The sequence below is a fragment of the Neobacillus sp. K501 genome (assembly GCF_053749995.1).
On the sequence record NZ_JBSLYA010000014.1, the window covers coordinates 50,939 to 63,900 of the forward strand.

Below are 12,962 nucleotides of genomic sequence, written 5' to 3' on the forward strand. Positions count from 1 at the left end.
GGATTTTTCCATAATAAAAAGGCCATACGGTTCATTCGTAAGCCCTTGCTGAAAGACTAAAAATAGTAAAGTTTATGAGGCTGCTTTTGCATTAGTGGAACTCTTCGATTTATGTTTTATCGAAATGATAAGACTATTCACTTCTTTAATTTTCATAAAGGATATCATCGTAGCGTATACAATCATCCCAATTAACACAGAAAGGAACAAAGAAAAGGTAGAACCAATCTGATTAATCAGTAAATTGTATGCATGGTGGCTTATTCCCCCCATAGCGAGCGAAGCAAAAAATATTTTAGTAAAAGTTAGCATGATGGTTTTTAATCCAAAATTTCCAATCTTTTTTCTAAGATTGATTAAAAGGAGGAGTGAGCAAAATAAAATCGATATACTTGTAGCAAGTGCCAGCCCGCCAATTCCCAAATACTTCGATAAGACAAAGTTTAAAACAATATTTATTAACATAGAAATAGCAGCATTAACCATTGGTGTTTTGGTATCTTGCAGAGAATAGAATACGTTAGATAGTATATCTCTAAGACTAAAGCCAATTAGTCCAATAGAATAGTAGAATAGAGCAATCGAGGTCAACGAAATAGCTTTTGAATCAAATTCCCCTCTTCCATATAACAATTGAACAATTGGTTCTGCAAAAAGCATATATCCTACTGTAACAGGCAAAACAAATAAATGAATCGTATTAATGGCTTCAGATATATATGTTTTTAACTCATTCATTTTACTTTGAACTGCCATTTTTGCTATTTTAGGATATAAAACGGTAGTAATGGTTGAAACAACGACCCCTAAAACAATTAAATTGATTGTATTGGCATAATTTAATGCCGATATTCCCCCCAGAGAGATTTTCGAGGCCAATGTTCTATCTATTAATAAATTAATTTGCGCAACAGATGAACCTAGGATTACAGGTAAAGCCAAAATAATCAATTGTTTAATATTCTTATCTTTTACATCCAACCTAGGTTTGTAGCGATAGTTATTTTTATACCCATAAAAAACAATTAATAAAAATTGTGACCCAATTGCAAGGACACTTCCAACTGCTAACATATAAACATTTGTTTGCGAACCTAAAAAAAAGGACCCAATTACGATAAAATTGGATGGAAGCCCAACAAGTGCAGTAATGATAAATATCCCTTTAACCTGAAGAAATGCTGCAAAGACATAATTTAATCCTGTAAAATAGACTCCAATTAATGAAATCCTTGTAAAAACAACCGCCAAATCTAATGTTTCTCCATCAAACCCAGAAGCAAACAACTTAACAATCTGTTCAGTAAATAGTAACCCCATGATCAGAATAATTGTACATACTACCATGACAAAATTAACTAAATTGTTAGTATAATTAATTGCTCTTTCTGTCCCTTCATTGGATTCAATACGGGTATACATAGGAACGAACCCGGTTGAAATACCCTTTCCGATAATCGCAAGGATAACAAAAGGAATTGTGCTGGCAATTAAATAGACGTCACTAATAATCGTAGCACCATAGAAGTAAGATAAACTTATATCCCTGGCAAAACCTAAGATTTTTGAAAAGATCGTTAATAACATCAAGAAAATAACCGTTTTTTTCATGCAATCGCCTACTACTCTTATTTTTATTTGTTATTAACTCGGTTATGTGTAAGCCATTCTATCTAATAATTTTTTATATTGATATAAATATGCTAGTTTTGCTTCAGGATCGAAATGTATTAATCTCTCATAAAAAAAATTTAATAAATAAATATTAAGATAGTCTAATCTGAGTTTCTCCTCAAACTTCATATCAAAAAATGAGAACAGATTATTAAACACATCATCATATTCACCTTTTAGATATTTTGCTATGTAAATATCATTATTATTCATATAAACTTCAAGCCACATCATAGTAAAAATATCATAGAAAAATATTAATGTATTAGAATATTCCCAATCAATATATTTAATCTGATGATTATCTCCCTTTATTAATAAACAATTAGATGTCCACAAATCACCATGAAGTTTAATATAGGGGAAATTCAGCGGCAGTAAATCTGGGTGAATTTGGTCACTAATATAACGAATCTCATGATGATTTTCCAAAGAATTAACTATTGCTTCAGGGGTTCGATATAAATCAATGCTGTTTGAGTAACTTTTTAAGTAATAAAAATGGCGCTTAAAAACATCGTTCATTACATACAAATAATCTTCCTTCATCCAAGTATGCACTGGTTGAAAATGAACAAGTTCCTCCATAACTAATAACCGCTTGTCGTTCTTCAATAAGATCACTGGCATCGGAAAATATTCCTTGAAAAAGTCGTAGATTTCGATAACTGAACGATAGGCTTGTTCAGTTGAAAAAATGGACAATACTTTGTTATGCGATAAATCAAAGATTTTACTATCGTTATAACCATTTGAACTCCTAATCGGTCGATAGATAGTTCCAGAAAATTGTTCAAGATGTACATCCTGTTCAGGAATATAGATATTCTTTCTAAAAAGCGTTTGTCTTAATAAGAAAATAAATAATCTTATTGATATGGGATAATAATCGGTCTGTAATATTTTTTTCGCACGATTTTTAATGTAATAGTCATTTTTGGTAATATACATAATAGATTCGTCTAGTACATAGTCACCAGAGCACATATATTTTGCATTTGCATTAAAACTCTTTATGACTTCTCTTTTATTCTTCAAATAATTGGTCATTTTCCTTTTCATTTTTTCCCTCCTTCATATCCTGAGTATTGTCCCTATATAATGAAGACACTAATGCCCCTAAAACCAACCAAAGTAATCGGGCATTGTTTAATGAAATCGCTATAGAACCTAATAAAAGGATTATAATAATGTCCCTTAATATATGGTTAAATATAGTGTTTGGTAAGCGTGCGGTTGTAGCTTTCCCCAACAAGAAAAATATATAGAAAAAAAGTAGAAAAGCTAATGGAATTCCCCATTCAGCAGATAGCTGTAAAAATGTGTTATGCGATATCTCGTCTGAATGAAACATCTGAAAAGCAACGGTTGAATAAGTCCCTATCCCAACGCCTATTATTGGTGAAAGCTGTATCACCCCAAATGCTACCCTCCAAGTGACATCTCTTCCGGAACCATTCTCAGAAATTGCCCCGCCAAAATCAGTAAGGAGTTGTTGAATCCTTACAAACGAGGGAATACTCGCACCTAATACATTGATTAGATATTGAAGAAAACCTAATATGGCTGGAACAATTAAAATGATAGATGTAAGTAAAATGAGCTGTACGACTACCACAAAGGCGTTCTTATTTTGTTTCAAAAGATATTCAAATACTCTTATAGTTAAATAGCATAAAAGTGAAATGATTCCCGTTTTAGATCCTGAATTAAGCACTGACATAAAGATAATAAAAAAAGCAAGCCATTTATAGCTCACCTTAATTGTGTTTATCCTGCTAATGTATACAAGGGCCGCAATCTGTAAAATAGAATAGTAATTTGGGTCAATCATGAATCCTCTAAACCTTGTACCTGCAAAAAAAAGAATTTCCGAAAATACCCGAATGTTAAAAACGGTAAAAATTATTCCGGCTCCCCCTATAAGTACGCCAATAGCTGAATACCATCTCACTATTTTTTCCATCAAATGATTATGGTTTAAATTATAACCTAATATGAAATACAAGAATAAAGCTACCAACTTAATGTATTCACTTATAATACTCAACGGCTCGGGATTAAACATATATTTAACGGGTACTAGGAAGACTGTGGATATTAGCACACTTATTGATACCACCAAAAAATACGAAACGGCAGTTATTGGTATTTTTATTTGATTATTTATTAATAAAACAATAAAAATATAGATACAAAATAGGTCAGCAAAAGAAATATTAACGCCAAATACTACCTGGGATTGGTGTAATAAAACAGCCATCAAAAAGATGGCTATTGTAAATAGAATATTAGTATTTTTTTTATAATGATTTAATTCTAGTGAATAACTCACGATTCTATCTACACCACCCTTTTTGTTATCTTTAATAATATTCGTAAACAGATTCAACTCCGTTCACAACTACACCAAGCATTTGTGTCTTTGTTTTTTCCATTAATTCTTTGGCCTTCATCGCCTGGTCTCTAAATGTTTTTCCACTTGAAACAACCAGAACAACTCCATCACATTTTTTGGCGATAATCTGAGAATCTGTAACTGCTAGAATTGGAGGTGTATCGAAAATAACATATTTGAAGCTATCTTTGAGTTGGTCCAGTACTTTCTCTAAAGCTTTTGAATTTAAGAGTTCCGAAGGGTTAGGGGGTACTGGACCACTGGTTAATATTTTTAAATTTGGAACATGAGTTAATGATATGGCAGTATCTAAATTACTTTTCTTAGCAAGAACACTTGTTAATCCATCTATATTATTCTTATTAAAGGTGTAATGAACAGATGGCTTTCTTAAATCAGAATCTACCAGCAATACCGATTTCCCTTGTTGTGCGAGAACGATGGCCAAGTTTGCGGCAATCGTTGATTTACCATCTGAAGGTTCTGGAGAAGTGACGACAATGGTTTTGATTTCTTTATCTGCAGAAGAGAATAGAATATTTGTCCTTATTTGCCGGAATTGTTCAGAAATGGGGAGTTTAGGATTACTTTGTGCGATTAAATGAACCGCTCTTTTCCGATTAAATTTCACCTTACGTTTCATTGGTCCCACCACCCTTTTATATAGTGTTTACTTCTTCAACCTTTCTCACAAAACTCTTAATCCTTTCATTTGCATCATGAGATACACTCGCTGCTATTTCTAAATCCTCAAATTCTTCTATTACGTCTAAAACCTTTTGTAATTTACTTTCAACAGATACGATGCTGATATTTTTCAACTTAGAAGTTAATTCCTCTTGTTCCTCTTTTAACAATTCAATTTTCGCAGCTATTTCCTGTTTTTTTACAGCAATTACTTCCGCTGTAAATATTCCCTGAACGGCAAAATCAACTAGTTTTGAAAATGCTATTTCCTGATCAGCGATGTTTTTGAGAGTAACATTTAACTGCTCCACTATTTCGGTGATTTCATCCATGACCTCATTTTTTAACAGCTTTTTTTTCTCTTGATCTACCTGTGTCCTTAAAGAAGTTATTTCCTGTATAACCCCATCGGATTCATCAGCAATTTCAAAATTTACATACTCTACTTTTTCAACCATTTTATCTGTTATTTTTGGGATATAACCTAGTACTGGTAATCCCAGATACGCTTCAATATCCTGATCTTCTCTAAGTGTTTTATCCAAATGTTCTAATATGATGGCAAAAGATATTCCAGCCATCACACCTACCACGATTGCAATAGTACTATTTAATAATCGATTCGGTTTAATAGGGGTGGGATTCTCTTTTATTTCTGCTTGTGCCAGTATGCTGACATTATCCACCTTCATGATCCCTTTAATTTCTTTTTGAAACGTTTCAGAGGTTGAATTTGCGATTTCTACTGCCCTAACCGAATTGGTATCCTCAACAATTATTGAAAAGACTTGAGAATTTTCAGAGCTATTAATCGCGATTTTTTCATTTAGTTGTTCTTCAGTTAGGGTGAGATTAAGACTTTCAATGACTTTATCTAAAATGACGGGACTTTTAATAATCATGCTATAGGTATTAATTAAATCAACATTGCTTTGCATTAAGGTAATGTCCAGTTTGTTTTCCGAGTCTTTTTGGTTGACTAGAATTTCTGTGGATGCCTGATATACTGGTGTCATGACAAAAAATGAAATGATGATACTAATTATTAACGCAACCGATGTCGTAAGCATGATTAGTTTCCAGCGTTTCTTTATGGTAGCAAAAATATCTAATACACTGATCGCATTCTTCATATTCTCCTCCAACAACTAGTTTCTTTCATTTTGCCACTTAATAAATTCAATTAGTGTTTTATACTGGTGTATTTGCTCTTTTTCCATCCCTATTTCCTTTAGTTCATTTACAAAGTCAATCCATTCCTTTTCAAGAAACAACTTCCTATCCTTCCCATCACTCGTTTCTAATAAGGTTGAGATATCTACGTCTAAAACATTTGCAATCCGTTTAATAATTTCAAGCGAGGGGTTTTTATGCAAATTGCGCTCAATATTACTTAGGTACGACTTCGATATCTTAGCTAATTCAGCAAGTTCTGATAACGTATAACCTCGTTGTTTTCTTAATTTTGAGATTTTCTGTCCTATCATTTCATTCCCTCATTTTTCAAGCATTTTTTTCAAACATTCGATCACTCTCATTTGATCTTCTAATGTCAAATTAGATCCTGATGGTAAACATATTCCCGTTTGGAAAAATTCTTCCGAAATGCTCTCGTTTTTAGAATGACAATAGTACTTACAATTTTTAAAAAGCGGCTGCATATGCAGGGGCTTCCAAACATGTCTAGCTTCTATATTCTCAGACTCAAATGAATGAAGAATTTCGTTTACAGACACAGATGGGAATTTTTTATTAATTGTTAATACGGTAAGCCAACGATTCGAAACAGAATTTTCTAATTCAGGCATAAATGAAATCAAAGGAAGATGAGCTAATTCTTGTTGGTAGATCTCGAAAACCCTTCTACGTGCACGCACTCTCTCATCTAATACCGCTAGTTGTCCCCTTCCAATTCCCGCTAATATATTGCTCATTCGATAGTTGTACCCCATCATGCTATGCTGGTAGTATGGTGCAGGATCTTTTGCCTGCGTTGCTAAATAACGAGCCTTATGTATGGCAGCTTTATTATTAGAAATAAGCATTCCCCCACTAGAAGTTGTAATAATTTTATTACCATTAAAAGAATAGATACCGAAATCTCCAAATGTTCCACTTGCTTTTCCTTTATAAAATGAGCCAAGTGACTCCGCCGCATCTTCTATAATTGGAACATCATATTTATTACAAATAGAGATAAGTTCATCCATTTTAGCTGACTGCCCATAGAGATTAACAATAATGACAGCTTTAGGAAGTTCGTCAACCGCAGCTGCATCCTTAAAAGCTTTTTCAAGTGCTACTGGAGACATATTCCAACTGTCCGGTTCAGAATCAATAAACACAGGTTCTGCACCCTGATATAATATTGGATTGGCGCTTGCAACAAAGGTTAAACTTGAGCAAAAAACAGTATCACCCTTTTGAACATCCAATAAAATAAGAGCCAAATGAATCGCAGCAGTTCCTGAACTTACCGCTACCGCTTCATCAACTCCAACAAAATTAGCAATCTCTTTTTCAAATGCGTCAACGTTCGATCCTAATGGGGCAATCCAATTCGTCTCGAACGCTTCATGTATGAATTTCATTTCACTTCCACTCATGTGTGGCGAGGAAAGATATATTCTATTTTTCATCTCTGTTTGTATCAGACCATCCACCCCCAAAAATTTATCCATGTTGTTCTTTTTCTTTTATTTCTGTCCCTGTAAATGGTGCAACTGTTACATGTTCTACCTGATTAATACCTTCTGATTGAATCACTTTTAACATGGTTAACATTAATATTTTTATATCAAGTAAAATTGTTTGATGATTTACATACCAGACATCAAGTTCAAATTTCTCTTCCCATGAAATCACATTGCGGCCATTTACCTGAGCCCAACCTGTAATGCCTGGTTTAACTAAGTGCCTTTTTGCCTGCTCTTCTGTATACAACGGTAGATACTCCATCAATAATGGACGGGGGCCGACTAAGCTTAATTCTCCCTTTAAAACATTGATTAACTGTGGTAATTCGTCTAAGCTATATTTCCTAAGGAAAGTACCAACAGCTGTTAAGCGTTGATCATCAGGCAACAATTTGTTATCGCTGTCTCTAGAGTCATTCATGCTTCTGAATTTGTAAAGGTAAAAAGGCCTACCATTTAAACCTGGTCTTTGCTGCTTGAAAAGAACCGGCGAGCCAAGTTTATATTTGACTAAAATTCCGGTTAATAAAATGATAGGCGATAAAAATATTAGCAATATGATTGAAATAAGTACATCCATCAACCTCTTCATATACTCACTTCCATTTCTTCTATAAAAATACAAAATATTCACACTGATACTGATAATTTATGATTAGTAGCATCTCTCCTATTCGCAAGATTCAAAAGCATTTCCCGAATCTCACCTCTTTCTAGATTGGAATAGTTTGAGATGATTTCCTCAATTTCCTGTTGATACATTTCTGAGGTCTTGCCAATATAAATTTGTGGATAAATTTGCTCGTCATGAACTTCATTTTCTTTCAATAATTCCTCAAAAAGCTTCTCACCTGGACGTACGCCTGTGTATTCAATTCCGATTTCTTCAATGGAGTACCCGGAGAGTTTTATGAGATTTTTAGCCAAATCTACAATTTTTACAGGCTCGCCCATATCTAAAATAAAAATCTCTCCTCCCTTTGCCAGTGCACCAGCTTGGAGGACTAGCCTTGAAGCTTCGGGAATCGTCATAAAATATCGAACCATGTCAGGATGTGTAACCGTAACAGGACCGCCCTTTTCAATTTGGCTCTTAAATAGCGGAATCACACTTCCTCTGCTCCCAAGTACATTACCAAAACGTACGGCAACAAATTTCGTTCTACTTTCCTGGTCCATGTTTTGTATAATCATTTCGGCAATCCTCTTTGTTGCCCCCATGACACTTGTTGGATTCACGGCTTTATCAGACGATATCATCACAAAGGTTTTCACATGACTCCAACTTGCTGCCTTTGCCGCATTCAGTGTGCCAATTATGTTATTTTTAACAGCCTCTTCTGGATTACATTCCATTAATGGTACATGTTTATGGGCAGCTGCATGATAGACAACATCCGGCTGGTATAAGCTCATTGCAAACATCATTTTCTTTAAGTCTTGTAAATCGGCAATAACCGGAACAAATTCTATATCCGTATTTTGGTAGGAATTTTTCAACTCCATTTCAATGGAGTAAATGCTATTTTCTCCATGCCCTAATAAAATAAGTTTTTGGGGCGAAAATTGAGCAATCTGCCGACAAATTTCTGAGCCGATGGATCCCCCTGCACCTGTTACTAATACCACTTTATTCGTGATATATTCCGATATACTATTCAGATCTAATTCAACTGGATCCCTGCCTAATAAATCTTCCACTTGAACATCACGAAACTGTTTTATAGATACTTTTCCTGTCATTAGGTCTTCTAGCATCGGTAATATCTGCGTCTTGGCACTAGTCTTAGCACACTCCAAAAATATGTTATTTAACTCTTTTTTACTTAGTGACGGGATGGCAATGACAATATTATTAATATCAAGCTTTTTCACGATTTCTTCAATTCTAGTGATTCCACCCATTACCGGAATCCCTAAAATATCAAGTTTATGCTTTTTGATATCATCATCAATAAACCCCACTGGAAATAAATCAGCTTCATTATTCTGTTTTAATTGTCTTGCGACCATCATCCCGGCTGATCCTGCTCCAACGATGAGTGTACGCTGATTGTTATTTGCCCTATTTAAATATGTGTCTCGGAACAATCTCCAACTAAAGCGTAACCCTCCCATAAACAACAAATTCAATAACCACACCACTGTTAGCAAACGAAAGGAAATTTCACCTATTAATAATTGCTCTGCTCCAGCTGAGATCAGGATTGATAAGGTTACAACCTTTAAAATGCTTAACAATTCCCCAATACTTGCATATTCCCATGCCTTTTTATATAACTTGAAGCGAAATGAAAGGAAATATTGACTGAGTAATATAGTCACCGCGATTAATAAGGTTGAAGAAGTAACCACATTCAAAGTTCCTCCTACCAAAAACCGACTGGAGAAGATAGATGCTAAGACAATAAATGAGTCAATAAAGATAAAAAACGATATTCTTTGGCGATAAGTCAAAATCCCCATTCCTTTCCCTTTTTCTTAATAAAAAATTTAAAGTATAGACTCTTTCATAAGAGTCCATACTTTAAATTTTTTATTTGGGCATCTAACCCGTCCTCACATCATCCCCTTGACGACTAGCGTCTAAGGTCTATCGACCCACAGCATGACCGAGTACCCCCATTGATAATGGAAAGGAGGTATCACCAAAATATTTTTGTTCTTATTAAAGAACGATTTTTCCAAAAAAAACACCTTTTTATTAAATTATCCATTTGTTACTTAAGAAATAGACTACAACAAAACATTCTATATAAAACACATAGACTAGTTCTTATACCTCATGTTAGTTCATTATATAGAACAAGTCAATGGAAATGTGGCGAATTTAACTATTATTCTTAAAATTCACACTTCTAAAGTTATAGCTTAATTTACTTATCCCACTTTCTACTTTTTCCTTTATAACGAACTTTCACTTGAGATATCTTAGTATATTTATTTGAAAATAAGTTGACAGTCTCTCCTCTAATGGTGTAAATTTTATAAAAAGTCTAAATATTAGTTCTTATCAAGAGAGGCAGAGGGAATGGCCCTATGAAGTCTCAGCAACCTTCAATGAATTTTTCATTGAAAAGGTGCTACGTCCTGCAAATTTACGAATTTGCGAGATAAGAAGAATGACAACTGTGTTGTACTGACAAAAGTCTTCTTCTTAAAGAAGACTTTTTTTATTTATATTTTTATTAAATAGGAGTGGTTGTGATGTTTAAGATTGATACGAAGCTTGCCCAAATTGGAAATCGCAGTGATACGGTGACAGGCACCGTTAATCCGCCCGTTTATTTTTCAACTGCCTACCGGCATGAGGGGATTGGGCAATCCACTGGTTTTGATTACGTTCGTACAGGTAATCCAACACGCCAGCTCCTTGAACAAGCCATTGCGGATTTAGAAGGGGGAGATCAAGGATTTGCCTGCAGTTCAGGTATGGCTGCGATTTTTACGGTTTTGTCCTTGTTTCAAGCGGGAGATGAATGGCTTGTAAGTGAAGATTTATATGGCGGAACCTATCGATTATTAGATAAAGGCTATAAAAAATGGGGATTAAAGGCGGAATACGTTAATACATGTTGTCCCGAGGAGATTGAACGTAAGATTACACCACAAACAAAAGCAATCTTCCTTGAAACCCCGACCAATCCTCTAATGCAGCAGTCCGATATAGCCGCTGTTTCTGAAATTGCCAAGGAACATGGAATATTGTTGATTGTTGATAACACATTCTACACTCCTGTTCTTCAACAGCCGATTCTGCTTGGGGCTGATATTGTCATTCATAGTGCGACGAAATATCTCGGCGGCCATAATGATGTTCTTGCCGGACTCATTGTAGCTAAAGGGAAAGAACTTTGTGATGAACTAGCACTCTACCACAACGGAGCTGGTGCAGTCCTCAGTCCATTCGATTCCTGGTTATTAATGCGAGGCATGAAAACTTTATCGCTCCGGATGAAAAAACATGAAAAAAATGCAAAGGAAATTGTTGAATATCTTTCTAATCATGAAGCGGTAACCGATGTTCTTTATCCTGGCAAAGGTGGAATGGTTTCATTTCGTGTTAAAGATGAAGCATGTGTGAACCCATTTTTACAAAATTTAGCCCTTATCACCTTTGCTGAAAGCCTCGGGGGTACAGAAAGCTTTATTACTTACCCGGCAACACAGACTCACGCTGATATTCCAGAAGAAGTCCGTATCCAATCCGGTGTCTGCAACCGCTTATTACGTTTTTCTGTCGGGATTGAAGATCCAGAGGATATTATTAACGATCTTGAACGAGCTTTTTCCAAACTAAAAGAGGGAGTGATTGGTAAATGACAAGCGAAGAATTTTGTTTTGAAACGAAGCTACTGCATAATCGACACAAGTTTGATCCTGCAACGGGAGCGGTCAGTGTCCCTATCCAACACGCTTCCACCTTTCATCAATCAAAAATCGACCAGTTTGGAAAATATGATTATAGCCGCAGCTTAAATCCGACAAGGGAAGCGCTGGAAGATGTGATTGCAGAATTAGAAGGAGGTTCGAAAGGCTTTGCCTTTTCATCAGGAATGGCTGCGATATCTACAGCTTTTCTACTTCTTTCATCCGGTGATCACGTCGTCATTACGGAGGATGTCTATGGCGGGACGTTTCGAATGGTTACCGAAGTTCTTTCCCGCTTCGGAATTGAACATACCTTTGTCGATATGACTGACTTAGGTCAGGTAAGGGCTGCTACTCAGCCAAATACAAAGGCATTCTATGTTGAAACTCCCTCAAACCCTACATTAAAAGTAACCGATATTAAAGCGGTTAGTGAAATTGCTAAAGAAAATAACGCCCTTGTCTTTGTTGATAATACTTTTCTCACTCCTGCCCTGCAAAAACCATTTGAGCTCGGGGCAGATGTCGTCCTTCATAGTGCGACGAAATTTCTATCTGGTCATAGCGATGTCATTGCAGGACTTGCGGTAGTGAACGATGCTGGCTTGGCCAAAAGGCTCGGATTTTTACAAAATTCTTTTGGAGCTGTACTAGGGGTTCAGGATGCTTGGCTTGTGCTTAGAGGCTTAAAAACGCTTCATGTTCGGCTAGAACAATCACAGAAATCAGCTCTTAAAGTTGCTGAATTTCTAGCGTCACATCCGCTGATCGAAAAAGTCTATTATCCTGGTCTTCCAAACCACCCACAGTATGAACTCCAAAATACTCAGGCAAATGGAGCAGGGGCTGTTTTTTCATTTGAACTCGTTAATGAGGAAGCAGTTCGGACCTTTGTTTCCACTGTAAAAATACCTGTATTCGCTGTTAGTCTTGGCGCTGTGGAATCGATTTTATCCTATCCTGCCAAGATGTCTCATGCGGCGATGCCACTAGCCGAAAGGGAAAAAAGAGGAATTAAAAATAGCCTCCTTCGTCTCTCTGTCGGACTGGAAAATTCAGAGGATCTAATAAAAGATTTTTCCCATGCGCTAGACGCTGTAAAAGAAAAACATTTGTCCTTGATAAAGGAGAAATAA

Annotated in this window: 11 protein-coding genes and 1 riboswitch; of the genes, 2 read left to right on the forward strand and 9 right to left on the reverse strand. The window is 35.5% G+C overall.

Annotation, left to right across the window (positions count from 1 at the left end):
- Nucleotides 1-72: 72 nt before the first annotated feature.
- From murJ to ACWM35_RS22885, 9 genes are read right to left on the reverse strand one after another with little or no spacing between them, the layout of a single operon-like run.
- Nucleotides 73-1,611, reverse strand: a complete 1,539-nt coding sequence (gene murJ, locus ACWM35_RS22845) for a murein biosynthesis integral membrane protein MurJ (RefSeq protein WP_454821205.1) — start codon at nucleotides 1,609-1,611, stop codon at nucleotides 73-75.
- A 42-nt stretch (nucleotides 1,612-1,653) separates the two neighbouring features.
- Entirely contained in the window at nucleotides 1,654-2,736 is a 1,083-nt protein-coding gene (locus ACWM35_RS22850; RefSeq protein WP_454821206.1) for a hypothetical protein, read from the reverse strand.
- Entirely contained in the window at nucleotides 2,702-4,009 is a 1,308-nt protein-coding gene (locus ACWM35_RS22855; RefSeq protein WP_454821207.1) for an O-antigen ligase family protein, read from the reverse strand. The genes ACWM35_RS22850 and ACWM35_RS22855 overlap by 35 nt, the downstream gene beginning before the upstream one ends.
- A gap of 31 nt (nucleotides 4,010-4,040) precedes the next feature.
- Nucleotides 4,041-4,715: a CpsD/CapB family tyrosine-protein kinase gene (locus ACWM35_RS22860; protein ID WP_454821208.1), complete on the reverse strand. Its 675-nt coding sequence runs from the start codon at nucleotides 4,713-4,715 to the stop codon at nucleotides 4,041-4,043.
- A gap of 16 nt (nucleotides 4,716-4,731) precedes the next feature.
- A complete protein-coding gene (locus ACWM35_RS22865; RefSeq protein WP_454821209.1) occupies nucleotides 4,732-5,892 on the reverse strand; it encodes a YveK family protein in 1,161 nt (386 codons plus the stop codon).
- A gap of 15 nt (nucleotides 5,893-5,907) precedes the next feature.
- Nucleotides 5,908-6,246, reverse strand: coding sequence for a helix-turn-helix domain-containing protein (locus ACWM35_RS22870; RefSeq protein ID WP_454821210.1), 339 nt, complete (start codon nucleotides 6,244-6,246; stop codon nucleotides 5,908-5,910).
- 9 nt (nucleotides 6,247-6,255) lie between these two features.
- On the reverse strand, nucleotides 6,256-7,413 hold the full coding sequence (locus ACWM35_RS22875; protein ID WP_454821246.1) for a DegT/DnrJ/EryC1/StrS family aminotransferase: 1,158 nt from the start codon (nucleotides 7,411-7,413) through the stop codon (nucleotides 6,256-6,258).
- A gap of 19 nt (nucleotides 7,414-7,432) precedes the next feature.
- Nucleotides 7,433-8,047, reverse strand: coding sequence for a sugar transferase (locus tag ACWM35_RS22880; protein ID WP_454821211.1), 615 nt, complete (start codon nucleotides 8,045-8,047; stop codon nucleotides 7,433-7,435).
- Nucleotides 8,048-8,085: 38 nt separating this feature from the next.
- Nucleotides 8,086-9,912, reverse strand: a complete 1,827-nt coding sequence (locus tag ACWM35_RS22885) for a polysaccharide biosynthesis protein (protein WP_454821247.1) — start codon at nucleotides 9,910-9,912, stop codon at nucleotides 8,086-8,088.
- Between the two features lie 550 nt (nucleotides 9,913-10,462).
- A riboswitch (SAM riboswitch) is annotated at nucleotides 10,463-10,575 on the forward strand.
- 87 nt (nucleotides 10,576-10,662) lie between these two features.
- On the opposite strand from ACWM35_RS22885, the gene ACWM35_RS22890 reads away from it, so the two are divergent.
- A complete protein-coding gene (locus ACWM35_RS22890; protein WP_454821212.1) occupies nucleotides 10,663-11,778 on the forward strand; it encodes a methionine biosynthesis PLP-dependent protein in 1,116 nt (371 codons plus the stop codon).
- Nucleotides 11,775-12,962 (forward strand): cystathionine beta-lyase, encoded by a 1,188-nt coding sequence (gene metC, locus ACWM35_RS22895; protein ID WP_454821213.1) that lies wholly within the window; start codon nucleotides 11,775-11,777, stop codon nucleotides 12,960-12,962. The genes ACWM35_RS22890 and metC overlap by 4 nt, the downstream gene beginning before the upstream one ends.

Excerpts from the sequence above, each read along its gene's own strand:
- murJ (WP_454821205.1), bottom strand. The coding sequence starts at position 1,611 with ATGAAAAAAACGGTTATTTTCTTGATGTTATTAACGATCTTTTCAAAA.
- ACWM35_RS22850 (WP_454821206.1), bottom strand. The coding sequence starts at position 2,736 with ATGAAAAGGAAAATGACCAATTATTTGAAGAATAAAAGAGAAGTCATA.
- ACWM35_RS22860 (WP_454821208.1), bottom strand. The coding sequence starts at position 4,715 with ATGAAACGTAAGGTGAAATTTAATCGGAAAAGAGCGGTTCATTTAATC.
- ACWM35_RS22865 (WP_454821209.1), bottom strand. The coding sequence starts at position 5,892 with ATGAAGAATGCGATCAGTGTATTAGATATTTTTGCTACCATAAAGAAA.
- ACWM35_RS22870 (WP_454821210.1), bottom strand. The coding sequence starts at position 6,246 with ATGATAGGACAGAAAATCTCAAAATTAAGAAAACAACGAGGTTATACG.
- ACWM35_RS22880 (WP_454821211.1), bottom strand. The coding sequence starts at position 8,047 with ATGAAGAGGTTGATGGATGTACTTATTTCAATCATATTGCTAATATTT.
- ACWM35_RS22890 (WP_454821212.1), top strand. The coding sequence starts at position 10,663 with ATGTTTAAGATTGATACGAAGCTTGCCCAAATTGGAAATCGCAGTGAT.
- metC (WP_454821213.1), top strand. The coding sequence starts at position 11,775 with ATGACAAGCGAAGAATTTTGTTTTGAAACGAAGCTACTGCATAATCGA.